The sequence below is a fragment of the Streptomyces sp. 5-10 genome, from assembly GCF_014712245.1.
Lineage (GTDB): Bacteria > Actinomycetota > Actinomycetes > Streptomycetales > Streptomycetaceae > Streptomyces > Streptomyces violaceusniger.
Genome location: NZ_JACVYG010000088.1, coordinates 1 through 23,936, shown reverse-complemented (window position 1 = coordinate 23,936; position 23,936 = coordinate 1). Strand labels below are relative to the sequence as shown.

The following is a 23,936-nucleotide window of genomic DNA, read 5'->3' as shown; positions in this document are numbered from 1 at the left end:
GAGCAGCCCCGCGCCGCCGCCCTGGGCGCCGCCGCTGCCGGCGCCCGGTCCGCCCTGGCCCGCCTTGCCGCCGGCGGCTTGCGGCGCCGGCTTCCGGCCGCCCTGGGCGACATCGACCGGCAGCATGACCAGCGCCGTCGTACCGCCCGAGTCGGACGGCCGGAGCTGGATGCGGATGCCGTGGCGCAGCGAGAGGCGGCCGACCACGAACAGACCCATGCGCCGGGAGACCGACACATCGACCGTGGGCGGGGAGGCCAGCCGCTCGTTGATCGCCGCCAGGTCCTCGGGCGAGAGCCCGATACCGGTGTCGTGGATCTCGACCAGCACCCGCCCGTCGGGCAGCGCGTGACCGGTGACCTTGACCTTGGTCTGCGGCGAGGAGAAGGAGGTGGCGTTCTCCAGCAGCTCGGCGAGCAGGTGGACGAGGTCGTTGACGACCCGGCCGGCGACTTCGGTCGCCGGAACCGAGCTGAGCTCGATGCGCTCGTACTGCTCCACCTCGGAGGCGGCCGCGCGGAGCACGTCCACCAGCGGCACCGGACGGGTCCACCGGCGGCCGGGCTCCTCGCCCGCGAGGACCAGGAGGTTCTCGCCGTTACGGCGCATACGGGTGGCGAGGTGGTCCAGCTTGAACAGCGAGGAGAGCTGGTCCGGGTCGGCCTCGCGGCTCTCCAGCTCGGAGATGAGCGAGAGCTGGCGCTGGATGAGGCCCTGGCTGCGGCGCGAGAGGTTGGTGAACATCGCGTTGACGTTGCCCCGCAGCAGCGCCTGCTCGGCGGCGAGCCGGACCGCCTCGCGGTGCACGTCGTCGAAGGCCGCGGCCACCTTTCCGATCTCGTCCCGGCTGTGCACACCGACGGACTCGACGGAGGTGTCCACGTCCTGCGGATCGGACTCGGAGAGCTGCTTGACCAGTTCGGGCAGCCGCTTCTGAGAGACCTCCTGCGCGGTGTCCTGGAGGCGGCGCAGCGAGCGGACCATGGAGCGGGCGACGACGAAGGCGCCGACCAGGGAGACGCCGAGGACCAGCAGGATCAGCGCACCGTTGAGGATCGCGTCCTGCTGGGCGGAGTCGCGGAGCTCACGAGCCTTCTGCTGCATCTCGCTGAGCAGCGTCTCCTCGATCTTGCCCATCTCTTCGATCTTGATACTGTCCTGGTCGTACCAGTCAAGATCGGTCCGCTTCTCCGCCTTGAGCCCCTCGGGGTCGCGCACCGCGCGGTCGGCGTACATGGTCGCCGCCTTGATGTCGGGGCGGCTGTCCAGCGGTTCGAGCAGGTCCTCGGAGTTGCCCTGGCGGATCTGCTTGAAGCGGCCGAGCGCCTCGTTCTCCTTGTCCACCGCGGTCCTGGCGAACCGGCGGTCGTTGGCGGAGAAGTCCGCGCCCTTGGGGTCGGCGAGGGCGGCGCTGATGAGCGCGCGCTGGATGGAGGCGTACTCCTTCGCGGAGGAGAAGGTGGCGAGCGCGCGGGTGTTGTTGATCATCGCGCGGTTGCTGGTCGCCTGCGCCATGTCCTGGGAGAGCGACAGCAACGAGTTGATCAGCTCGTTGTAGTTCTGGACCGTCAGCGAGTAGTACTGGCTGTTGTCGTAGGCCGTGTCCCGGACCTCGTTGATCTTGCCGAGCTGACGGTCGATGTTGACGAGCGTGGACTGCACACCGGCCAGCGACTGGTCACCGGGGTCGATCTGGTGGGTGGCGTCGCGGAACGCCGCGATCGCGCGGTTGGTGTCCTCGCGGGTGGAGACGACCCGGTCGTCCTTGACGTTGCCCTTGCCGGCCAGCGGACCGGCCGACTTGTCGCGCTCCTCCTGGAGCGCGCTGGCCAGCTGGGTGGCCTGCTGCGTCATCTCGGTGAGCAGCTTCATCTGGTCCAGCTGCTGGATGTTGTCCAGCGAGCCCTCGATGCGCAGCGCCCCCAGCGTGGTCGCGGCGACCACCGGGAGCGCGAGCAGGGAGACCAGTCGGGTACTGATGCGCCAGTTGCGCAGGGCCATGCGATTGCCGGGCCCGGTCGGGCCGGAGGGCTTCGCCTTGGCCGGCGGCTCCGTGGCGTCTCCGCCGTCACCACCGGCGCTGGGCGCGCTGATCCGGGTGGCGCTCTGCGCACCGGCCTCGGGGCTCTGGTCGCCCGGCGTCCTGCCGTTGCTTCCCTGGGCGCGCTGGGGCGAGGAGCCGCGGTCGGTCCCGCCGCGCGGCTCCGGGTCCGCCGAAGCTTCCCCTCGGCCCTGGCGGGCCTGGGGAGCCCCCATACCATCCCTCTTGAAACGTCCCTGCACTAGCGTCGCAACCTCTGGACCAGGCGCCCCACCGGCTTGAGCGGCGGAGCGGTGTCGAGTCGTGGGGGACCGCGATCCCCCCTGTCGGTCGTCAGTGACCGGCGCGCATCCTTTCGTGTCGACAAGAGGAGCCCCCCGCCGCTCGGCGCCTCTCACGTTGCGCCCCCGTGCGCGCCGGCTGATTCCCGCGGCGGTCCCGGGAATTCCAGCACAGTGCCGGATGCTGCAACAAGGGCAATGGGTAAGGCTGTGATGCGCGTGACGCTCAGTACGGACTTTATTACGGGACGTAGAAAGCCATGTCGGCGATAACGGACTTTCTCGTACGAATCGAAGGCCGCAATCCGGTGTCCGGCTAGCGATGATCAAGATCGGAACGTCAGGTTCAGGTATGTGATGTCCGTTTGGCGCGGTTGGGTAACTGTCTTCTATGTCGCATTTGCCTGATCGTTCGTGAGCAATATCACATGCTGGCGGCGACTTTTCCTGCGAATCGATGGGCAAGGCCGCCTCTAGCCTGACGCTTTACACAGCCGGAACGAACGACAAAGAGCGAGGCGTAAACCCCAGTGAAGACGACGATGATGTTCCGCTCCATAGCCAACCCGCGGCGCACCACCCTGGCCCACGTCAAGGACGTCCAAGAGCTCAAGGACGCCAAGGACATCGCCACGGACATCGAGGACACCGACGCGCCCGAGGAGCAGCCGGAGCACCGCGTCGACCTGCCCAACCGGACCGCGAACCCCAAGCGCACGGTGCTGACCGAGACCCCGGGCCACTGACCCCCGGGGCCGTGGTGGGCGCCACCACCCCGGCAGGCGGGACGGGCGGCGCGCGGGACGCGGAGCGATAGCCTGGAGCGTCAGTCTCCAGCGAGTTCAGTCAGGAGCCAGGGCTTCCCGTGCGCATCGCCAGATTCTCCATCGACGGCAACGTCGCCTTCGGCGTGGTGGAGGGCGAACCGTCCGATCCGGACGGCCCCGTCATCGACATCATCAAGGGCCACCCCTTCGCCGAATTCGAGCGCTCGGGCCAGAAGGTCCCCCTGAACAAGGTCCGGCTGCTGCCGCCCGTCCTGCCGAACAAGGTCGTCGGAATCGGGCGCAACTACGCCGAGCACGCGGCGGAGCTGGGCAACGAGGTGCCCGACGTCCCGGTCGTCTTCTTCAAGCCGTCCACCTCCGTGGCCGGCCCCGGCGACCCCGTCGCGTACCCCTCCTTCTCCTCCGAGGTCCACTACGAGGCCGAGCTGGCCGTGGTCATCGGACGGATGTGCCGCGAGGTTCCGCGTGAGCGCGTCCAGGACGTCATCCTCGGCTACACCTGTGGCAACGACATCACGGCCCGCGACGCCCAGCGGCGCGAGAAGCAGTGGGCGCGGGCCAAGGGCTTCGACACCTCCTGCCCGCTGGGCCCCTGGGTGGAGACCGATATCGACCTGGCGCGCGCCGGCGACCTCGGCATCATGTGCACCGTCAACGGTGAGCAGCGTCAGCTCGGCCGTACGAGCGAGATGGTGCGCCCGATCGAGGACCTGATCGTGCACATCACCGAGGCGATGACGCTGCTCCCCGGCGACGTCGTGCTCACCGGCACTCCGGCGGGCGTCGGCCCGCTCTCCGTCGGCGACGAGGTCGCCGTCACCATCGAAGGCATCGGCACTCTCACCAACAAGGTGATCAAGCGTGGCTAGCGCACCCTCCTCCGCCCCCGTGCGGGTTCGTTTCTGTCCCTCGCCGACCGGCAACCCCCATGTCGGCCTGGTCCGCACGGCCCTGTTCAACTGGGCCTTCGCCCGCCACCACGGCGGCACCCTGGTGTTCCGCATCGAGGACACCGACGCCGCGCGCGACTCCGAGGAGTCCTACATCCAACTGCTGGACGCCATGCGCTGGCTGGGCTTCGACTGGGACGAGGGCCCCGAGGTCGGCGGCCCGCACGCGCCCTACCGCCAGTCGCAGCGGATGGACCTCTACCGCGAGGTCGCGGAGAAGCTGCTGGAGGCGGGCCACGCCTACCGCTGCTACTGCACCGCCGAGGAGCTGGAGGAGCGCCGCGAGGCGGCCCGCAAGGCCGGCCGGCCCTCCGGCTACGACGGGAAGTGCCGCACCCTGACCGCCGAGCGGATCGCGGCCTACGAGGCCGAGGGGCGCGCCTCGATCGTGCGCTTCCGGATGCCGGACGAGCCGATCACCTTCACCGACCTGGTGCGCGGTGAGCTGACCTTCGCCCCCGAGAACGTCACGGACTACGGGATCGTCCGGGCCAACGGCGCGCCCCTCTACACGCTCGTCAACCCCGTCGACGACGCGCTGATGGAGATCACGCACGTACTGCGCGGCGAGGACCTGCTCTCCTCCACCCCGCGGCAGATCGCGCTCTACCGGGCGCTCGCCGAGATCGGTGTGGGCTCCGGCACGGTGCCCGCCTTCGGCCACCTCCCGTACGTCATGGGCGAGGGCAACAAGAAGCTCTCCAAGCGCGATCCGCAGTCCTCGCTGAACCTCTACCGGGAGCGCGGCTTCCTCCCCGAGGGGCTGCTCAACTACCTGTCCCTGCTGGGCTGGTCGCTCTCCGCCGACCGGGACGTCTTCTCGCTGGAGGAGATGGTCGAGGCGTTCGACATCTCGGCGGTGAACGCCAACCCGGCGCGCTTCGACCTCAAGAAGGCCGAGGCGATCAACGCCGACCACATCCGGCTGCTGGACGTGAAGGCGTTCATCGAGGCCTGCGAGCCCTGGCTGAAGGCCCCGCACGCGCCGTGGGCCCCGGACGCCTTCGACGCGGCCGCCTTCGAGGCGCTGGCCCCGCTGGCCCAGACCCGGCTGACGGTCCTGTCCGACATCACCGCCAACGTGGACTTCCTGTTCCTCGACGAGCCGGTGGCGGACGAGGCGTCCTGGACCAAGGCGATGAAGCCGGGCGCGGACGCGCTCCTGGCCTCGGTCCGCACCCGGCTCGCCGAGGCGGACTGGGACGCCGAGACCCTGAAGGCCGCGGTCCTCGCGGCCGGCGAGGAGCACGGCCTGAAGCTGGGCAAGGCCCAGGCCCCGCTGCGCGTCGCGGTCACCGGGCGCACGGTCGGGCTGCCGCTGTTCGAGTCCCTGGAGGTCCTGGGCCGCGAGCGCACGCTGGCCCGGGTCGACGCGGCGCTGGCCAAGCTGGCCGGGTAACGGCCGGACGTCCGTGCCGGGGCGGCACACACCGCCGCCCCGGCACTTCTCCTTTTCGTATCGGTCGGGTTGTCGCCCAGGCGGGAGCCGCCTGGTTCCTGGCCGGGCGCCGCGATCATGACGGCGTCCGCCAAGTTCTGTGGTGCCGTCCGCTCTCGCGGCGGCAGGAAGGGGAAGCCCCGGCTTTCCGCGCAGGGCGGTGTGAACGGCGAGCAGAACGCCTGAAGTCCCGGTCGCCAAGTCCATCGAAAGCCTCAGGGACTGGTTTCCGCGGAAGGCTATGTGCCCGTCATAGGGCAGTGCGTGCAGACGCAGTGCGGACAGGATTCTCCGGATCGCCTCCCGGCCGTCCTCGGTGGGCGAAACGGAATTCCGGTGGACGAGATACAGGAGGATGCCCGTGCTTCCGAAGGAGATCGTCGGCATCCCGTAGTACTCGTAGCGGGCGGCCTTCTCTATGCCGAGGCTCGCCTCCAGCAAATCCGCGTCCCGGGCATGCCGAAGGTATTCGGTCAGGACGATTCCGACGCCCACCCCGCCGGTGTGCAGATAGGGCAGGGTGCGCCATCCCTCATCGGCCTCCAGGGCGCCGTGCCGAGTGAGGGTGCAGTCACGCAGATCGCGTCTGAGGGCGGCGGCGGCACGGTCGAGGATTTCCCTCCGGCCCGTGGCCTCGTACAGCCGTATCCAGAGCAGGTCGGGACCGGACCAGCCGTGCATCAGGCCGGGGTGGCCGCGCGGAGTCTCCGGCGCGCTCGCGGCGGCCAGCCGGTCGCGCAAGTCCTCCTCCAGGCGGTGGATTTCGTCCCAGAGCGCGGGGTCCCCGCCGGACCGGGCGAAGTGCGGCAGGGTCAGACCCGCCCCGGCCGCGCCGATCCGGGCCCCACGGCACATCCGTCCCGACGAAGGACGCGCTGGCTCTGCTCCTGCGGGCGCTGGGAGCGGTTCCCGCGGCGCCCTCGGAGAGTGTGGAGCAGAGCGTGGCCGCGTACCGCGGCTCCCTGGCTGGCCGGCGCGTGCTGATCATCCTGGACGATGCCGGCAGCTCCGCCCAGGTCCGCCCGCTGCTGCCCGCCACCCCGTCCTGCCGCGTCATCGTCACCAGCCGCGGTCCGCTGTCCGGGCCGGCCGCCGGGGACGGTGCGCACCGCATGAGCCTCGAGGCGTTCAGCGACGCGGAGGCCGTGTCGTCGCTGGCCCGGGCGGGGGCGGCGGGCCGGCTCACCGCCGAGCCCGGTGCCGCCCTGCGGGTGGCGCGGATGTGCGGTCGTCTGACCCTTGGCCCTGAGCATCGCGGGCGCGTTCCTGGCCGGCCGCCCCGGCATGTCCGTCGGCAGCCTGGCCGACCGGCTCGCCGCCGAGCGCCGCCGGGCGGAGGCGGCGGCGCCGGCCGACGAGGATTCCGTCGCCGTCCGGGCGGTCCTGTCCCTGGCGTACCGGACGCTGCCGCCGCGTGGTGCGCGGCTGTTCCGCTTGCTGGGGCTCCACCCGGAACCGGAGTGCAGCCGGTATTCTCCTCATCGCGTCCGCGCCGACCGGACCTCGCGCATCCGGCCGGCACGGCGGCCGGACTCGTCCGCCGTGGCGGCCGGCGGACGACTCCCCGCAGGTCGGCGAGTGACCGGGCGATACCGGGGAGGCCGACGGGGTCGACGGGGCCATGCGCACCGCGCCGGGCGGTGATACTCGTTTTGGTGGCCCGTCCACCATCGGGTAATGTTCTTCCTGCGCCGGGCGGGCGGTCGAGAGGCCGGACCGGAGGCGCAAACCAAACAAAACCCCTTACGGGGGTGGCGTTTTGGTGGGGNCAAAACCCCTTACGGGGGTGGCGTTTTGGTGGGGTATGGTGTAATTGGCAGCACGAGTGATTCTGGTTCACTTAGTCTAGGTTCGAGTCCTGGTACCCCAGCAAGAGATCTCTCGGATGGCCGGTAGGTCTCTTGATCAAAGCAGGACCAAGCCCCCGTTGTGTAGCGGCCTAGCACGCTGCCCTCTCAAGGCAGTAGCGCCGGTTCGAATCCGGTCGGGGGTACGGATCTCCTCGCGAGACGGAGATCGCTAGGGCCCCCGTTGTGTAGCGGCCTAGCACGCCGCCCTCTCAAGGCGGTAGCGCCGGTTCGAATCCGGTCGGGGGTACTGGTCTATACCATGGGCTATGGTGTAATTGGCAGCACGAGTGATTCTGGTTCATTTAGTCTAGGTTCGAGTCCTGGTAGCCCAGCGCAGCACCTGTGCTGATTCAGGCCCCCGTTGTGTAGCGGCCTAGCACGCCGCCCTCTCAAGGCGGTAGCGCCGGTTCGAATCCGGTCGGGGGTACCAGCGAAAAGCCCTCCGCGACAGCGGAGGGCTTTTTCGTGTCCGTTCGTGCCCTTGGGTTCGTGTCCCCGGCCCCCGATCACTCCTTGAAGCGGCGGCCGGATTCCTCGGTTTGCGCCAGCCGCCGCAGGCTGAGGAGCACCGGTTCGTAGAGCACCGTCAGCGCCACCACCGCTTCGACCTGCTCGGGCGGGGTGTCGTAGGTCTCCACCAGGTCCAGGTCGGCGACGGCCAGTTCGCCCGCCAGCCGGGCGTGCACGAGCAGGTGCTCGGTGTCATGGGGGTATCCGAGGCGGTCCAGGGAGGCGATGGCCGCCACCAGCATCCGGTAGGCGGGGGAGGTGTCGCCCAGCTCCTGGCCGTAGGACCAGCCCATCCGCCGCAGCACGGTGTCCACCTGCTCGCGGGCGCGCGCCGCGTGTGGATCGTCCTCGTCGGGCTCGGGGCCGTGCGGCAGCGCCCAGACCGCGGCTCCCATCCGGGTGTTCTGGCTGAGCGACTCGTCCTCGGCGGCCGCCAGCACCTCGCGCGCCGTGGCCACCGGCATCCGGCCGACCTGGATCAGCGAGCGCACCAGCCGCAGTCTGCGCAGATGCTCCTCGCCGTACTCGGCCTGGGTGGCGGTGATCCGCTCTCCCGGCGGCAGCAGCCGCTCGCGCAGGTAGTACTTGATCGTCGCGGTGGGCACTCCGCTGCGCTCGCTGAGCTCCGCCAGTCGCATCCCTGTTGCACCTTCCATTGGAGAGTGGCACTATCTAAGAGCTGGATAGCGCCGCTATCCAAGCCTATCCCGAACGCGGGGAACGCGGGGAACGAGGGGATCACCATGGGTGCCGAGCTGCTCGCCGGCCGTATGACCGCCGAGGCCGAGGGGGAGGTCACCGTCTTCCTGATCGGCATGCGCATCAACCGCTTCCGCGCGCTGCGGAGCTGGCTGCCGGTGTTCCGGGCGATGCCGCGGATGCTCCGCGAGCTGTCGCGGGACGAGGGGAGCGGGATGCTGGGCCATCAGGTGCTGTTCGGCCCGCCGCGGGTGCTCTACGTGGTCCAGTACTGGGACTCGCACGAGCGGCTGCTGAAGTACTCGGTGGCCCAGGACAAGGAGCACCGTCCCGCCTGGGCGGCGTTCAACCGCCGGTTGCGGGAGGGCCGGGGCAAGGTCGGCTTCTGGCACGAGACCTATGTCGTACCGGCCGGGGCGCACGAGGCGGTCTACATCAACATGCCGGCGTTCGGCCTGGGCAAGGCCACCGGAGTCGTCCCGGTCGGCCGCCGCGGTGACCGCGCGGCCGACCGGCTGTCGCTGAAGAGGGCCTGAGCGCGCTGGGGTCTTCCGGCCGGGGGCACCTTCCAGCGGTAGCTGGGGGCGAGCCGAGGGGGCGCGGCGCTGCCGTAGCTGCCGTAAGGGAGCCGCGCGCAGGGAGCGAGGGCTCCGATCGATATGCGGCTCCGCCGCGTGGGCGACCGAGCACGTCGACCGTCGACAGGGGGCACCTCCCAGCGGTAGCTGGGGGAGACTTTTGCGCCCCGGAGGCGAACCGAGCCCTCAAAAAAGGGGGGGCGCTCATCAGTTTCCTCGGCGCAGGGCGTCCGTCAGGCGGGCCGCCGCGTCGATCACCGCCTGGGCGTGCATGCGGCCCGGGTGGCGGGTCAGCCGCTCGATCGGTCCGGAGACCGAGACGGCGGCGACCACGCGGTTGGAGGGGCCGCGCACCGGCGCGGAGACGGATGCCACGCCGGGTTCCCGCTCGCCGATCGACTGGGCCCAGCCCCGCCGTCGTACGCCCGACAGGGCCGTGGCGGTGAAGCGGGCCCCCTGGAGCCCGCGGTGCAGCCGCTCGGGCTCCTCCCAGGCCATCAGCACCTGGGCGGCCGAGCCGGCCTTCATGGGCAGCGTGGAGCCGACCGGCACGGTGTCCCGCAGTCCGGACAGCCGCTCGGCCGCGGCGACACAGATGCGCATGTCTCCCTGGCGCCGGTAGAGCTGCGCGCTCTCGCCGGTCACGTCCCGGAGATGGGTGAGCACGGGCCCGGCCGTGGCGAGCAGCCGGTCCTCGCCCGCGGCCGCCGCCAGCTCGGCCAGGCGGGGGCCCAGGATGAAGCGCCCCTGCATGTCACGCGCCACCATCCGGTGGTGCTCGAGTGCCACCGCGAGCCGGTGTGCCGTGGGGCGGGCGAGGCCGGTCGCCCCGACCAGCCCGGCGAGGGTGGCCGGACCGGACTCCAGGGCGCTCAGAACCAGAGCCGCCTTGTCGAGAACGCCGACACCGCTAGTGTTGTCCATGGGACGATACTCGCGTCTCACACTGTGAAACGCAAGTTCAATTTCCGGGGATACCCGCCACTCTGTAAATGGCGGGCCCGCGGACCAGGGCACGCACTCGACTCGAGTTGGGCCGGCACTGGCGCCGGCCGGAGGGAAAACGATGGGACGGACACTCGCGGAGAAGGTCTGGGACGACCATGTCGTCCGGCGCGCCGAAGGCGAGCCTGACCTGCTCTTCATCGATCTGCATCTGCTGCACGAGGTGACCAGCCCGCAGGCGTTCGACGGCCTGCGCAAGGCCGGCCGCACGGTCCGTCGTACCGATCTCACCCTCGCGACCGAGGACCACAACACCCCCACCCTCGACATCGACAAGCCGATCGCGGACCCCGTCTCCCGCACCCAGTTGGAGACGCTGCGCAAGAACTGCGCGGAGTTCGGTGTCCGGCTGCACCCGCTCGGCGATGTCGAGCAGGGCGTCGTCCACGTGGTGGGACCGCAGCTGGGACTGACCCAGCCGGGGACGACCGTGGTCTGTGGTGACAGCCACACCTCGACCCACGGCGCCTTCGGCGCGCTCGCGTTCGGCATCGGCACCAGCCAGGTCGAGCATGTGCTGGCCACCCAGACGCTGCCGCTCGCGCCGTTCAAGACCATGGCGATCACCGTCGAGGGCGAGCTGCCCGAGAGCGTCACCGCCAAGGACCTGATCCTGGCGATCATCGCGAAGATCGGCACCGGCGGCGGCCAGGGCTATGTGATCGAGTACCGCGGCCCCGCCATCGAGAAGCTCTCGATGGAGGCCCGGATGACCGTGTGCAACATGTCCATCGAGGCCGGCGCCCGCGCGGGCATGATCGCCCCGGACGAGACCACCTTCGCCTATCTGGAGGGCCGTCCGCACGCCCCCCAGGGCGCCGACTGGGACGCCGCCGTCGCGTACTGGCGCACCCTGCGCAGCGACGACGACGCGGTCTTCGACCGTGAGGTCGTCATCGACGCCTCCGAACTCGCCCCGTTCGTCACCTGGGGCACCAACCCCGGCCAGGGCGCGCCGCTGTCGGAGTCGGTCCCGGACCCGGCCTCCTTCGAGGACGCCAGCGAGAGCTACGCCGCCGAGAAGGCCCTGGAGTACATGGGTCTGACGGCGGGTCAGCCGCTGCGCGACATCAAGGTGGACACGGTCTTCGTCGGCTCCTGCACCAACGGCCGCATCGAGGACCTGCGCTCCGCCGCCTCGGTGCTGTCCGGCCGTGCGGTGGCCGACGGCGTACGGATGTTGGTGGTCCCCGGCTCGGTGCGGGTCGCCCTCCAGGCCGTCGAGGAGGGGCTGGACAAGGTGTTCACCGCCGCTGGGGCCGAATGGCGGCACGCGGGTTGCTCGATGTGCCTGGGCATGAACCCCGACCAGCTCGCGCCCGGTGAGCGGTCGGCGTCCACGTCCAACCGCAACTTCGAGGGCCGGCAGGGCAAGGGCGGCCGGACCCACCTGGTCTCGCCGCAGGTCGCCGCCGCCACCGCGGTGCTGGGCCATCTGGCCTCGCCCGCCGACCTGTCCGACGCCGCCGTATCGACTCCCGTGGGGGCCTGAGCAGTCATGGAAGCATTCACCACGCACACCGGCCGGGCCGTACCGCTGCGCCGCAGCAATGTGGACACGGACCAGATCATCCCGGCGCACTGGCTCAAGAAGGTCACCCGCGACGGCTTCGAGGACGGCCTCTTCGAGGCGTGGCGCAAGGACCCGGAGTTCGTGCTCAACAAGGCCGAGCACAAGGGCGGAACGGTTCTGGTGGCCGGTCCCGACTTCGGCACCGGCTCCTCGCGCGAGCACGCGGTGTGGGCGCTGCAGAACTACGGCTTCAAGGCCGTCATCTCCTCCCGCTTCGCCGACATCTTCCGCGGCAACTCGCTCAAGAACGGGCTGCTGACCGTCGTCCTGCCGCAGGAGACCGTGGACCGGCTGTGGAAGCTGGTCGAGGCGGACCCCACCGCGGAGGTCACCGTGGACCTCGTCGAGCGCCAGGTCCGGGCCGAGGGCATCACGGCTGATTTTGAGCTTGACGAGAACGCCCGGTGGCGACTCCTGGAGGGGCTGGACGACATCAGCCTCACCCTCAGGGAGGAGGACGCGATCGCCTCGTACGAGGCGCGTCGCCCGTCCTTCAAGCCCAGCACCGTGGAGGTCTGACCCCCGGTTCTCCCTGTACAGAGCGGGTTTGGCAAGATGCGCCGCCGGTCCCCGGACCGGCGGCGCATCGGCATGTTGAGGCCCCGTGAAGCGACAACTCGCCTCAGATGGCACAATCAGTGCATGGAACGCGACGGCCAACTCGAGCTCTACGGCATCGTCGCCGACCGGCTCAAGGAAGCGCACGCAAAGGTGCGCGCACTGCAAGTCCCGGAGGGCGTACGGATGGCGCTGTCCCGGAAGCTGCTGGTCATCACCTCAGCGGCGAAACACGATCTCGCAGATGCGGCAAAGCGTCTGGAGCGGTTGATGAACGACCTCGACGAGGGGCGTTTCCCCGAAGATCCCGACACCGACGGAAGTCCGTGACGATCGAGTGCGTTGCGGCACAAGGGTGATTAGCCCGTTTCGTGTTTGATTTGCGGTATATATCTGCCTAACGTGCGAAAAGGCTTGAACACATTGATTCCGGCAATGTCTCCGAAGGGGAAGACGTGAACAAGGCGCAGCTCGTAGAAGCGATTGCCGACAAGCTCGGCGGCCGTCAGCAGGCCGCCGATGCCGTAGACGCCGTCCTGGACGCCATCGTCCGGGCGACCGTCGCCGGGGAGCGAGTTTCGGTCACTGGATTCGGTTCGTTCGAGAAGGTGGAGCGGCCCGCCCGGTACGCCCGTAACCCGCAGACCGGGGAGCGCGTGCGGGTCAAGAAGACCTCGGTGCCCCGCTTCCGCCCCGGCCAGGGGTTCAAGGATCTGGTGAGCGGCTCCAAGAAGCTGCCGCGCGGCGGCGAGGTCGCCGTGAAGAAGGCCCCCAAGGGCAGTCTCCAGGCGGCGGCGAAGAAGGCCGCGGCCAAGAAGGCGGCCGCCAAGAAGGCTCCTGCGAAGAAGGCTCCCGCGAAGAAGGCCCCCGCCGCGAAGAAGGCGCCGGCCAAGGCGGCGGCGAAGAAGGCCCCCGCCAAGAAGACCACGGCCAAGAAGGCTCCCGCCAAGGCCGCGGCGAAGAAGGCCCCGGCGCGCAAGACGAGCGCCCGTAAGACCACCGCGAAGAAGACCACCGCAAGGAAGCGCTAGCCGGCGGCGCTCAGGCGCCCCACCGCAACCGCGCCGGGCCGGGCTCCCCGAGGGAGCCCGGCCCGCGGTGCTGTCGGCGCCCGGTGTCCCAGGGGATCGCGCGCACAGCGTCCGCGGGACTCGGTTCGTCCGCGGAACTCAGGGCCGCACGGTGCTCAGAACGTCTGCAGCGTGACGAAGACGACCCGGCGCTGCTCGCCCTCGCCCTCCACCTCGATCCGCACCCGCTGCCCCGGGCGCAGCATCCGCAGCCCCCCGGCGTCGAAGGCCGCGGTGTCGAACGGCAGCGGGGTGCCGTCGTCCAGCAGCACGCTGCCGGCGCGGGTCTCGGGGTCGTACGTATAGGCGGTTCCCTGCATGTCCGCCAGCCTAGCCCTGGTGTGGGCGCCCACGCCCAGGGCCACCGCCGCGCGCAGATCCCCTGCCGTGTCCACGTCGCGCCGTACCGAGTCCACCCCCGCCAGCTCGATCTCCCGCGCCCCCGACGCGCGGTGCCGGTCCCGCGACGGGCCCCCGAAGGCGGGCGCGAGATCGGCGCCGGGCGCCGCCGAGAGCAGCGTGGTGCCCACCCCCGCGGCGTCCGCCAGGAAGGCGCGTGGGAAGCCGGAGGCGGCCTCGAGCACCAGGTCGAGCTCCACCGTCCGCAGGGCCGGGAGATCGGCGTTCAGCGCCGCGACGGCGGCCTCCGGGCGTTCCCCGCGGACCGCGCGGGCGCCGTGCGCCAGCGCCGCGTTCAGCCCGCGCCCCGGGGGGTCGGGCAGGATCCGGGCGCCGAGGGCCGACAGCTCACGTCCAGCGAGCGGGTCGTCGGTGACGACGGTCACCCCCCGCACCCACCGGCTCGCCAGCGCCGCGCCCACCGTGTCCTGGGCGAACGCGAGGGCGAGCGAGGCCCGCGGACCGTCCCCCGCGGCGTCCGAGAGCCTGGTCTTGGCCCGTGACAGGGGCTTCAGCGGCACCACGAGGGTCCAGGTCACAGGGGCTCCGTTTCTTCCCACGGGCCCCATTCTGACCTGCTGCCCGGCTCGCCGAAGAGGTGCGGGGTTACGGTGTGCTCGACAGACGGGGTGCCTGGAGCGACACTTGTGCGGCTGCAGGGGACGACAGCAAGCCAGCAGGTCAGCAGGGTCCAAGAGAGGATGTTCCGAGTGTCCGGCCGCAGAATCGGCTTCTGGTACCGCGTGGCAGCGGTCTTGTGCAAACCGCCGCTGGTGGTTCTGTTCAAGCGGGACTGGCACGGAATGGAGCACATTCCCGCCGACGGTGGATTTATCACCGCGATCAATCACAACTCGTATCTCGACCCGCTCTCCTACGCGCACTTCCAGTACAACACCGGAAGGGTGCCGCGCTTCCTCGCCAAGGCCGCCCTCTTCAGAGGCGGCTTCGTGGGCACCATGCTCCGCGGCACCGGCCAGATCCCCGTCTACCGCGAGTCCACCGACGCCGCCAACGCCTTCCGGTCCGCCGTGGACGCCATCAACAAGGGCGAGTGCGTGGCCTTCTACCCCGAGGGCACCCTCACCCGCGACCCGGACATGTGGCCCATGCGCGGAAAGACCGGCGCGGCGCGGGTCGCGCTGCTCACCAAGGCCCCGGTCATCCCCGTCGCCCAGTGGGGCGCCAACGAGGCCGTGCCGCCGTACGCCAAGGAGAAGCGGGTCCGCCTCTTCCCCCGCAAGACGCTCAAGGTGCACGCCGGCCCGCCGGTGGACCTGTCCGAGTTCTACGGCCAGGAGCCCACCGCCGAGGTCCTCAGGGCGGCCACCGACACCATCATGGACGCCATCACCGAGCTCCTCTCCGAGGTGCGCGGTGAGCCGGCGCCAGCCCAGAGGTACGACCGGCCCACCCGGTCCAGCACCGACGGCCCGCCGCTCCCGCTGGCCGATGAGGAGAGCAAGTGACGCGCTGCGCCGTCTTCGGCACCGGCTCCTGGGGCACCGCCTTCGCGATGGTGCTCGCCGACGCGGGGTGCGAGGTGACGCTGTGGGGGCGCCGGCCCGGTGTCGTCGAGGCCATCAACACCGGCCGCACCAATCCCGACTACTTCCCCGGGGTGCGGCTCCCCGACGGTGTGCGGGCCACCACCGACCCGGCCGGGGCCGCGGACGGCGCGGAGTTCACCGTCTTCTCCGTGCCCTCCCAGACGCTGCGCGGCAACCTCTCCGACTGGGCCCCGCTGCTGGCCGCCGACACCGTGCTGGTCTCCCTGATGAAGGGCGTCGAACTCGGCACGGCCAAGCGGATGAGCGAGGTCGTCCAGGAGGTCGCCAAGGCGCCCGCGGAGCGCGTCGCGGTGCTCACCGGGCCCAACCTCGCCAAGGAGATCGCCGCCCGGCAGCCCGCCGCCGCCGTGGTGGCCTGCCCCGACGAGAGCGTGGCCCGCCGCCTCCAGACCGCCTGCCACACCGCGTACTTCCGCCCGTACACCAACACCGACGTGGTCGGCTGCGAGCTGGGCGGCGCGGTGAAGAACGTCATCGCGCTGGCCGTGGGCATCGCCGACGGCATGGGCCTCGGCGACAACACCAAGGCGTCGCTCATCACCCGCGGCCTCGCCGAAACGACCCGGCTGGGCCTGGCGATGGGCGCCGACGCGCACACCTTCGCGGGCCTGGCGGGCATGGGCGACCTCGTCGCCACCTGCTCCTCCCCGCTCTCCCGCAACCACACCTTCGGCACCAACCTGGGCCGCGGGATGACACTGGAGGAGACCATCGCGGTCACCAAGCAGACCGCGGAGGGCGTCAAGTCGTGCGAGTCGGTGCTGGATCTCGCCCGCCGCCACGACGTCGACATGCCCATCACCGAGACCGTCGTCGAGATCGTGCACGACGGCAAACAGCCCCTTGTCGCACTCAAAGAGCTGATGTCCCGCAGCGCCAAGGCCGAGCGGCACTGACGCCGCGCGGACCGCAAGGTAACCTCAACGCGATATGAGCAGCCAGACCCCTTCCCCAGGCCCTGTCCCGGCTTCCTCCGGAGGCGAGCGGCGGAAGCCGCGCGTCGCCGTCGTCTTCGGCGGCCGCAGCTCCGAGCACGCGATCTCGGTGGTCACCGCGGGCGCCGTGCTGCGCGCCATCGACCGCGAGAAGTACGACGTGCTGCCGATCGGCATCACCACGGACGGCCGTTGGGCGCTGACCGCCGACGAGCCCGAGCGGATGGCCATCGCCAACCGCGAGCTGCCCAGCGTCGAACGGCTCGCCGAGTCCAGCGAGGGCTCGGTCGTCCTCCCGGTCGACCCGGGGAACCGCGAGGTCGTCTACAGCGAGCCGGGTGCGGTGCCCAAGGCGCTGGGCGACGTCGACGTCGTCTTCCCCATGCTGCACGGCCCGTACGGCGAGGACGGCACCCTCCAGGGGCTGCTGGAGCTCTCCGGGGTGCCGTACGTGGGCGCCGGGGTGCTCGCCTCCGCCGTGGGCATGGACAAGGAGTACATGAAGCGGGTGTTCGTCTCCTTCGGGCTGCCCGTCGGCCCGTACGAGGTGATCCGCCCCCGGGCCTGGGAGCAGGAACCTTCCGCCGCCCGCCAGAGGATCGTGGAGTTCGCCGAGGAGCACGGCTGGCCGCTCTTCGTGAAGCCCGCGCGCGCCGGCTCGTCCTTCGGCATCAGCAAGGTCGAGGGCCCGGCGGACCTGGACGCGGCCATCGAGGAGGCCAGGCGCTACGACCCGAAGGTCATCGTGGAGGCGCTGCTGCGCGGCCGCGAGATCGAGTGCGGGGTGCTGGAGTACGAGGACGGGCCGCGCGCCAGCGTGCCCGCCGAGATCCCGCCGGTCTCCTCCCACGCCTTCTACGACTTCGAGGCGAAGTACATCGACGCGGCGGACGGCATCGTGCCCGCGCCGCTGAGCGAGGAGCAGACCCGGCGGGTCCAGGAGCTCGCGGTGGCCGCCTTCGAGGCGGCGTCCTGCGAGGGGCTGGTGCGGGCCGACTTCTTCCTGCTGGACAGCGGTGAGTTCGTGATCAACGAGATCAACACCATGCCCGGCTTCACCCCGATCTCGATGTACCCGCGCATGTGGCAGGAGAGCGGTGTGAGCTACCCCGAGCTGGTGGACCGGCTGCTGGAGGCCGCGCTGCGCCGCTCGACGGGGCTGCGCTAGCCGGACGGCCGCGCCGGTCGCGCGGGGCCGTGCCGGTCGCACGGGGTCGCGCTAGGCCACGCCCTTCGGGACCGTCTTCTTGACGGCGGGGGCCAGGTCGAGCAGGGGGTTGATCTCGGGGGAGTACTTTCCGGGCACGGTCACCTCGACATAGGCCCGGCGCAGTACGGTGGTGAAGCGGTAGCCGTCGTGTCGCTTCTCCGGGAGCCATTCGACGCCGTTCACCTCGGCCGACGCGGTCTTGGAGCCCATCGCCTCCGGCCGGGGGACCCCGCAGCGCAGCTGTACGGCGGGGTCCCCCCACACGGCTGTGTAGTCCGAGGCGGGCTCGGCGGTGCCCCGCTTCAGCCCGTTCACGGCGTCGGGCAGTTCCTTGTGCAGCGCCCGGCATATCGCGGCCGCCTGTGGGGCCGGCGTGGGAACCGCGGGCGCCTTGGTGTCGTCGGAATCCCCGGTGAAGGAGCAACCCGCTACTGGCACCAGGGCCAGAGCCACCGTGGCGGACAGCGGAACCAACCGTCGGGTGAGACTACGGTGTGCGGAATTCACCGGCCGATCATACGGGGGAGCTAGAGATGGACGACCGGGCAGGTCAGGGTACGGGTGATCCCTTCCACTTGCTGGACTTTCGCGACCACCATGCGGCCGAGCTCATCGACCGTGTCGGCCTGGGCCCGCACGATCACGTCGTAGGGGCCCGTCACGTCCTCCGCCTGTATCACCCCGGGGAGCTTGGCGATGACGTCGGCCACGGTCGAGGCCCTGCCGACCTCGGTCTGGATCAGGATGTACGCCTGTACCACGGAACCTCCAGGGCGGCTACGAGGATCATGTGGAAAGAAGGGACGCCACGGTACCGCGTCGCCATGCGGCGCGGGGAGACCCGCGCGGGGAGCGCGGCGCGGCGGAAAGCGGTCACGAGCACGAAGGGGCGATGGGATGAAGGGCACCGTGGGCGAGTTGGGGGAGTTCGGGCTCATCAGAGAGCTCACATCCCGGCTCACCACCACCCCGGCGGTGAGGTTGGGGCCCGGTGACGACGCCGCGGTCGTGGCCGCGCCCGACCGGAGGGTCGTGGCCAGTACGGACGTCCTGCTGGAGGGCAGGCACTTCCGCCGGGACTGGTCCACCGCCTATGACGTCGGCCGTAAGGCCGCGGCCCAGAACCTGGCCGACATCGCGGCCATGGGCGCCGTGCCGACCGCCCTGCTGCTCGGCCTGGTGGTCCCCGCCGATCTGCCGGTGACCTGGCCGGCCGAGCTGATGGACGGCATCCGTGACGAATGCCAGGTGGCGGGCGCGGCCGTGGTGGGCGGTGACGTCGTGCGCGGGGACACCATCACCGTCGCCATCACCGCACTGGGCGATCTGCGCAACCACGAGCCGGTCACCCGATCCGGTGCCCAGCCCGGCGACGTTGTCGCCGTCACCGGGTGGCTGGGCTGGTCGGCGGCCGGACACGCGGTGCTCTCGCGCGGCTTCCGCTCGCCGCGGGCCTTCGTCGAGGCGCACCGGCGGCCGGAGCCGCCGTACCACGCCGGTCCCGCCGCCGCCGGGCTGGGCGCGACCGCGATGACCGATGTGAGCGACGGGCTGGTGGCCGACCTCGGGCATATCGCGGAGGCCAGCAAGGTCCGCATCGATCTGCGCTCGGCGGACATCGACATCCCCTCGCAGATGTCGGACATCGGGCAGGCGGTGGGCGTCGATCCGCTCCAGTGGGTGCTCAGCGGGGGAGAGGACCACGCGATCGTGGCCACCTTCCCGCCGGACGCCAAGCTGCCGGCCCGCTGGAAGGTGATCGGCGAGGTGCTCAACCCCTCGGCGCTGCCCCAGGTGACGGTGGACGGAGCCCCCTGGGCGCACGGGGGCTGGGACCACTTCGGCGACGGCAAGAGCGCGGAGTGACGGTGCCGGGTGGCGGTGCTGTGCGACCGTAAGGGTGCCGAGTGCACCATAAGGGCGTCGAGCGACCGTAAGGGTGTCGAGCGACCGTAAGGGCGCCATGGGGGACGTTCGGGGTGCCGGGTGCGCCGAGTAGATTCGGCCCCATGGCTCTACCTCCCCGTGTCCCCCGCCCCGCCCATGACGGCTCGGCGCCCGTGCGCGTCCTCACCGTCGCCGGATCGGACTCCGGCGGCGGTGCGGGCATCCAGGCCGACCTGAAGACCATGCTGGCCCTGGGCGCCCACGGCATGAGCGTGATCACCGCGGTGACGGCGCAGAACTCCCTGGGCGTCCAGGGCGCCTGGGAGCTGCCCGCCGAGGCCGTACGGGCCCAGTTCCGCAGCGTGGCCGACGACATCGGCGTCCAGGCGGTCAAGACCGGCATGCTGGCGACCGCCGAACTGGTCGAGACCGTGGCCGCGCTGCTCGCGGACCTCACCGCGCCGGTGGTCGTCGATCCGGTCGGCGTCTCCAAGCACGGTGACCCGCTGCTGGCCACCGAGGCGCTCGACGCGGTCCGTACGAAGCTGCTGCCGACCGCGACCGTCGCCACGCCCAACCTGGACGAGGTGGCCCAGCTCACCGGCGTCCGGGTGGCGTCGGAGGAGGACCAGCGGCGGGCGGCCGGGGCGGTGCTGGGGCACGGCCCGCGGTGGGCGCTGATCAAGGGCGGCCATCTGCCCGGCGGCGACGCGGTGGACCTGCTCACCGACGGCACCGAGGAGCACTGGCTCCGGGCGCCCCGCCAGGACAACCGCCATACGCACGGCACGGGCTGCACCCTCGCCGCGGCCATCGCCACGTACCTGGCGGGCGGCTACGAGGTCCCTGAGGCCGTCACGGCGGCCAAGGACTACGTCACGGGCGCCATCGCGGCGGGCTTCCCCCTGGGCACGGGCATCGGCCCGGTCGACCACGGGTGGCTGTCGGAGGAGCCTGGCTGAGGGGCACTTGGGTCTTCCGGCGAGTGAGCCGAAGGGGCGCGTCGCTGTCGTAAGGGAGAGCGCGCGCAGGGAGCGAGGAACGAGCGACCGAGCACGGTCGACCGTCGACAGCGGCTGGAGCGCCCCGGAGGCGAACCGAGCCCCAAAACAAGGGGCCGGTCCACGCCATAGGTGGACCGGCCTGGGCGTACCGGTTCCCGCTCGCGCGGGGAGGCCGTGCGACTAGACGACTAGCGCGAAACCTTGCCGGCCTTGATGCACGAGGTGCAGACGTTGAGCCGCTTCGGGGTGCGACCGACCACAGCGCGCACCGTCTGGATGTTGGGGTTCCAACGACGGCGGGTGCGGCGGTGCGAGTGCGAGATGTTGTTGCCGAAGCCCGGCCCCTTGCCGCAGACGTCGCAGTTGGCAGCCACGGGTTACTCCAAAGACGGGTCACCCTCGCTTCCCGCGAGGAGACAGGACACTGAACGGATGCCCCGGACGTTGCCTGGATCGTGGAGGATCGGCGGCGCCCGGGGGGAATGGCCCGATTCGCATCGGGCAACCGGAGCAGCATACAACGGCCACTCCCGTACAACGAAACTATCATGGCTGCCCCGGCACCCGCCGAGGGCGGCGGCTACCCTGCGATGACGCGTTGCCCGCCCCCGCCCCAGCAGCCTCCGAGGAGGACCTTTCGTGCCGCACACGCTCGATGCCGATGCGGTACGGACCTGGTGCGGGCTCGCCCTCGACGCGCTGGGCCGGGCCCGTGCGGACATCGACGCGATCAACGTCTATCCGGTCGCGGACGGGGACACCGGCACCAATCTGTATCTGACCGTCGAGTCCGCCGCCCGGGCCGTCGACGCCGCCTTCGACGGCCACGCGACCTCGGCCGCCGCGTCCCGACCCACCCTCGCCGATGTGGTGCGCGCCATGGCCCATGGCGCGCTGATCGGCGCGCGGGGCAACTCCGGCACGATCCTGGCGCAGCTGCTGCGCGGTATGGCGGACGTCCTGGCCGACGGCACGCCGGACGGGGGCGCGGACACGGACGAGGCGGACGGGGGCCCGGGCGCGGACGAGGCGGACGGGCTGCGGCGGGCGCTGCGGCGCGCGGTCGACCTCGCCTACCTGGCCGTCGCGCACCCCGTCGAAGGCACCGTCCTTACGGTCGCCGTGGCCGCCGCGGAGAGCGCGGAACGGGCCACGGGAGGCGTCGCCACGGTGGCCCGCGCCGCGTACGAGGGCGCCCGTACGGCGCTCCAGGCCACCCCCGGCCAGCTCGACGTGCTCGCCCGCGCGGGGGTGGTCGACGCGGGCGGCTACGGCCTGGTGACGGTCCTGGGCGGGCTCGCCCAGGCCCTGTCGGGCGAGGCCCCCGAGGCGCCCGCCCCGGCCCGCCCCGGCCGTGACGCCTTGGCTTCCCCCGTGACGCACGGGCAGGACCTGGCCGGCTGCTCCACCGACGCCGCCCCGGACGGCGGGCCCGCCTTCGAGGTGATCTACCTCCTGGAAGCCGACGACACGGCCGTGACCGCCCTGAGGGAGCGGCTGGACGCCCTCGGCGACTCCCTCGTGGTCGTCGGCGGCGACGGCCTGTGGAACGTCCACGTCCATGTGGACGACGCGGGGGCGGCCGTGGAGGCGGGCATCCAGGCCGGGCGCCCGTACCGCATCCGGATCACCCACTTCGACGGCGCCGCCGTCCGTAAGGCGGGCATCGACGGTCCGGACCGCCCGGGCCCGGCCATGGTCCTGCCGGACCAGTCCGGCGCCCAGGGCCCCACCGGCGGCCCGCGCGCCGAGCGCGCGCCCCGTGCCGTGGTCGCCGTCGTCCCCGGCGACGGGCTCGCCGCGCTGTGCGCCGAGGCGGGCGCGACCGCGGTCGCCACCCGCCCCGGGGAGCCGCCCGCCAGCGGTGAGCTGGTGGACGCGGTCCGCCGGGCGCGGGCCCGGGAGGTCGTACTGCTGCCGAACGACACCGAGCTGCACCACACGGCGGCCGCGGCCGCGGCCCAGGCCCGCGCCGAGGGCGTACGGGTCGCGGTGATCCCCACCCGCTCGGCCGTCCAGGGCATCGCCGCGCTCGCCGTCCACGAGCCCGGCCGCAGCTTCGACGAGGACGTGGTCGCCATGACCTCGGCCGCGGGCGCCACCCGCTACGCGGAACTGGCCGTCGCCGAGCGCCAGTCCTGGACCATGGCCGGGGTGTGCCAGGCCGGGGACGTCCTGGGCATGATCGACGGCGATGTGGCGGTGATCGGCTCGGAGCTGGCCGCGACCGCCGAGACGGTGCTGGACCGGATGCTGGCGGCGGGCGGTGAGATGGTCACGCTGGTGCTCGGCGCGGGCCTTCCGGACGAGGTCGCGGCACGGCTGGAGCGGCATGTGCGGGAGGGGCACTTCGCCGTCGACACGGTCGTCTACCACGGCGGTCAGCCCACCGCGCCGCTGATCATAGGCATCGAATGAGCCCGGCTCATGGGCGTCGGACGAGCCCGGCTCATGGGCACCGCATGAGCCCGGCGGCCCATCGCTGAACCTCCCCGCCGGAATCACCCCGCTCGTCATCCCCGATTGTCACCCCCGTGGTGTGCAATGGACGGGTGCCCGTGCTGGATGAACCCCTGAAGAAGATCCTGGGCGGCAACACCGCGAAGGTGATGGCCGACCATCTCGACCTGCACACCGTCGGTGACCTGCTGCACCACTACCCGCGGCGGTACGCGGAGCGCGGTGAGCTGACCCGGCTGTCCGACCTGCCCCTGGACGAGCATGTGACCGTGGTGGCCCAGGTCGCCGACGCCCGGGTGCACACGTTCAACGGCGGCCGCGGCCGGCGGCTGGAGGTCACCATCACCGACGGCAGCGGCCGTCTCCAGCTGGTCTTCTTCGGCAAGGGCGTCCACAAGCCGCGTACGGAGCTCCAGCCCGGCACCCGCGCGATGTTCGCCGGGAAGGTCTCGGTCTTCAACCGCAAGCGGCAGCTGGCCCACCCGGAGTTCAAGACGCTGGGCGCGGGGAGCGGCGCGGAGGCCGTGGAGGCGTTCGCCAATCAGCTGCTGCCGCTGTACCCGGCGTGCAAGCAGATGGAGTCCTGGCAGATCCAGCAGGCCGTCGACACCGTGCTCGGCCCGGCCGGCCATGAGGAGTCCGCGCTGGCCGGGCTGATCGACCCGCTGCCCGAGAGCCTGCGCGAGGGCCGGGGGCTGGCCACGCTCTCCGAGGCGCTGCGCAAGATCCACCGGCCGGGCACCAAGGCCGATATCGCGACGGCCCGGGACCGGCTGAAGTGGGACGAGGCGTTCGTCCTTCAGGTGGCGCTCGCGCGGCGGCGGCGGGCGGACGCCCAGCTGCCCGCGGCGCCCCGCAAGCCCGCCCCGGACGGGCTGCTGACCGCCTTCGACGCCCGGCTGCCGTTCACCCTCACCGAGGGCCAGCGCCGGGTCAGCGAGGAGATCTTCGCCGACCTCGCCACCGACCACCCCATGCACCGGCTGCTCCAGGGCGAGGTCGGCTCGGGCAAGACCATGGTCGCGCTGCGCGCGATGCTCGGCGTCGTGGACGCCGGGGGACAGGCGGCGATGCTCGCGCCCACCGAGGTGCTCGCCCAGCAGCACCACCGCTCGATCACCGAGATGAT

The 23,936-nt window shown here is 71.4% G+C and carries 20 protein-coding genes, 5 tRNA genes and 2 pseudogenes; 20 read left to right on the top strand and 7 right to left on the bottom strand.

Going from position 1 to position 23,936, the window contains the following annotated elements:
• Positions 1-2,283, bottom strand: a 2,283-nt coding sequence (locus tag IEJ02_RS45825) for a sensor histidine kinase (RefSeq protein WP_370467247.1), incomplete at its 3' end; no start/stop codon positions are given.
• Positions 2,284-2,852: 569 nt separating this feature from the next.
• Between IEJ02_RS45825 and IEJ02_RS45820 the strand changes: the two genes are divergently transcribed.
• From IEJ02_RS45820 to IEJ02_RS45785, 8 genes are all read left to right on the top strand, one after another.
• On the top strand, positions 2,853-3,068 hold the full coding sequence (locus tag IEJ02_RS45820) for a hypothetical protein (protein ID WP_191070207.1): 216 nt from the start codon (positions 2,853-2,855) through the stop codon (positions 3,066-3,068).
• Between the two features lie 119 nt (positions 3,069-3,187).
• Complete coding sequence (locus tag IEJ02_RS45815; protein WP_191070206.1) at positions 3,188-3,979, top strand: fumarylacetoacetate hydrolase family protein; 792 nt, start codon at positions 3,188-3,190, stop codon at positions 3,977-3,979.
• A complete protein-coding gene (gene gltX / locus IEJ02_RS45810) occupies positions 3,972-5,459 on the top strand; it encodes a glutamate--tRNA ligase (RefSeq protein ID WP_191070205.1) in 1,488 nt (495 codons plus the stop codon). The genes IEJ02_RS45815 and gltX overlap by 8 nt, the downstream gene beginning before the upstream one ends.
• A gap of 1,837 nt (positions 5,460-7,296) precedes the next feature.
• Positions 7,297-7,368, top strand: a tRNA-Gln gene (locus tag IEJ02_RS45805).
• Between the two features lie 50 nt (positions 7,369-7,418).
• Positions 7,419-7,491, top strand: a tRNA-Glu gene (locus tag IEJ02_RS45800).
• A 31-nt stretch (positions 7,492-7,522) separates the two neighbouring features.
• Positions 7,523-7,595, top strand: a tRNA-Glu gene (locus tag IEJ02_RS45795).
• 13 nt (positions 7,596-7,608) lie between these two features.
• Positions 7,609-7,680 (top strand) — tRNA-Gln (locus IEJ02_RS45790).
• Between the two features lie 22 nt (positions 7,681-7,702).
• Positions 7,703-7,778: transfer RNA gene (locus tag IEJ02_RS45785), tRNA-Glu, on the top strand.
• A gap of 76 nt (positions 7,779-7,854) precedes the next feature.
• On the opposite strand, the gene IEJ02_RS45780 is transcribed toward IEJ02_RS45785, so the two are convergent.
• A complete protein-coding gene (locus IEJ02_RS45780; RefSeq protein ID WP_191070204.1) occupies positions 7,855-8,496 on the bottom strand; it encodes a MerR family transcriptional regulator in 642 nt (213 codons plus the stop codon).
• Between the two features lie 105 nt (positions 8,497-8,601).
• Here IEJ02_RS45780 and IEJ02_RS45775 point away from each other — a divergent pair, with 105 nt between their 5' ends.
• The gene (locus IEJ02_RS45775) at positions 8,602-9,093 is read left to right on the top strand and encodes a DUF4188 domain-containing protein (protein WP_191070203.1); all 492 of its coding nucleotides are present in this window, start codon (positions 8,602-8,604) and stop codon (positions 9,091-9,093) included.
• Positions 9,094-9,342: 249 nt separating this feature from the next.
• On the opposite strand, the gene ndgR is transcribed toward IEJ02_RS45775, so the two are convergent.
• On the bottom strand, positions 9,343-10,059 hold the full coding sequence (gene ndgR / locus IEJ02_RS45770; protein ID WP_030834082.1) for an IclR family transcriptional regulator NdgR: 717 nt from the start codon (positions 10,057-10,059) through the stop codon (positions 9,343-9,345).
• Positions 10,060-10,201: 142 nt separating this feature from the next.
• On the opposite strand from ndgR, the gene leuC reads away from it, so the two are divergent.
• The 4 genes from leuC (at position 10,202) to IEJ02_RS45750 (ending at position 13,302) form a co-directional block, all read left to right on the top strand.
• Entirely contained in the window at positions 10,202-11,632 is a 1,431-nt protein-coding gene (leuC, locus tag IEJ02_RS45765) for a 3-isopropylmalate dehydratase large subunit (RefSeq protein ID WP_191070202.1), read from the top strand.
• Between the two features lie 6 nt (positions 11,633-11,638).
• Complete coding sequence (leuD, locus tag IEJ02_RS45760; protein ID WP_191070201.1) at positions 11,639-12,232, top strand: 3-isopropylmalate dehydratase small subunit; 594 nt, start codon at positions 11,639-11,641, stop codon at positions 12,230-12,232.
• A gap of 123 nt (positions 12,233-12,355) precedes the next feature.
• Complete coding sequence (locus IEJ02_RS45755) at positions 12,356-12,601, top strand: SCO5555 family protein (protein WP_191070200.1); 246 nt, start codon at positions 12,356-12,358, stop codon at positions 12,599-12,601.
• A 125-nt stretch (positions 12,602-12,726) separates the two neighbouring features.
• Entirely contained in the window at positions 12,727-13,302 is a 576-nt protein-coding gene (locus IEJ02_RS45750) for an HU family DNA-binding protein (RefSeq protein WP_191070199.1), read from the top strand.
• A 362-nt stretch (positions 13,303-13,664) separates the two neighbouring features.
• On the opposite strand, the pseudogene cofC reads toward IEJ02_RS45750, so the two are convergent.
• Positions 13,665-14,279: pseudogene (cofC, locus tag IEJ02_RS45745) on the bottom strand (2-phospho-L-lactate guanylyltransferase); the annotation flags it as partial.
• A 171-nt stretch (positions 14,280-14,450) separates the two neighbouring features.
• On the opposite strand from cofC, the gene IEJ02_RS45740 reads away from it, so the two are divergent.
• From IEJ02_RS45740 to IEJ02_RS45730, 3 genes are read left to right on the top strand one after another with little or no spacing between them, the layout of a single operon-like run.
• Positions 14,451-15,209 carry a lysophospholipid acyltransferase family protein gene (locus tag IEJ02_RS45740; RefSeq protein WP_191070197.1) on the top strand — a complete coding sequence of 253 codons (759 nt, stop codon included), beginning with the start codon at positions 14,451-14,453 and terminating at the stop codon, positions 15,207-15,209.
• A complete protein-coding gene (locus tag IEJ02_RS45735) occupies positions 15,206-16,207 on the top strand; it encodes an NAD(P)H-dependent glycerol-3-phosphate dehydrogenase (RefSeq protein ID WP_191070196.1) in 1,002 nt (333 codons plus the stop codon). The genes IEJ02_RS45740 and IEJ02_RS45735 overlap by 4 nt, the downstream gene beginning before the upstream one ends.
• Positions 16,208-16,241: 34 nt before the next feature.
• Positions 16,242-17,414, top strand: coding sequence for a D-alanine--D-alanine ligase family protein (locus IEJ02_RS45730; protein ID WP_191070195.1), 1,173 nt, complete (start codon positions 16,242-16,244; stop codon positions 17,412-17,414).
• Between the two features lie 51 nt (positions 17,415-17,465).
• Here IEJ02_RS45730 and IEJ02_RS45725 read toward each other — a convergent pair whose 3' ends face one another.
• Entirely contained in the window at positions 17,466-17,963 is a 498-nt protein-coding gene (locus IEJ02_RS45725; RefSeq protein ID WP_275560915.1) for a DUF3515 domain-containing protein, read from the bottom strand.
• Positions 17,964-17,983: 20 nt separating this feature from the next.
• Positions 17,984-18,217, bottom strand: coding sequence for an Lrp/AsnC family transcriptional regulator (locus IEJ02_RS45720; RefSeq protein ID WP_037948554.1), 234 nt, complete (start codon positions 18,215-18,217; stop codon positions 17,984-17,986).
• A gap of 136 nt (positions 18,218-18,353) precedes the next feature.
• Between IEJ02_RS45720 and IEJ02_RS45715 the strand changes: the two genes are divergently transcribed.
• Both IEJ02_RS45715 and thiD read left to right on the top strand, forming a co-directional pair.
• Entirely contained in the window at positions 18,354-19,322 is a 969-nt protein-coding gene (locus IEJ02_RS45715) for a thiamine-phosphate kinase (protein ID WP_137979747.1), read from the top strand.
• A gap of 143 nt (positions 19,323-19,465) precedes the next feature.
• Complete coding sequence (thiD, locus tag IEJ02_RS45710; RefSeq protein WP_191070194.1) at positions 19,466-20,305, top strand: bifunctional hydroxymethylpyrimidine kinase/phosphomethylpyrimidine kinase; 840 nt, start codon at positions 19,466-19,468, stop codon at positions 20,303-20,305.
• Positions 20,306-20,610: 305 nt separating this feature from the next.
• Here thiD and rpmB read toward each other — a convergent pair.
• Positions 20,611-20,721, bottom strand: a pseudogene (gene rpmB / locus IEJ02_RS51490) (50S ribosomal protein L28); the annotation flags it as partial.
• Positions 20,722-20,986: 265 nt separating this feature from the next.
• On the opposite strand from rpmB, the gene IEJ02_RS45700 reads away from it, so the two are divergent.
• Entirely contained in the window at positions 20,987-22,765 is a 1,779-nt protein-coding gene (locus IEJ02_RS45700) for a DAK2 domain-containing protein (RefSeq protein WP_191070193.1), read from the top strand.
• A 191-nt stretch (positions 22,766-22,956) separates the two neighbouring features.
• Positions 22,957-23,936, top strand: a 980-nt coding sequence (locus IEJ02_RS45695; protein ID WP_263408040.1) for an OB-fold nucleic acid binding domain-containing protein, incomplete at its 3' end; no start/stop codon positions are given.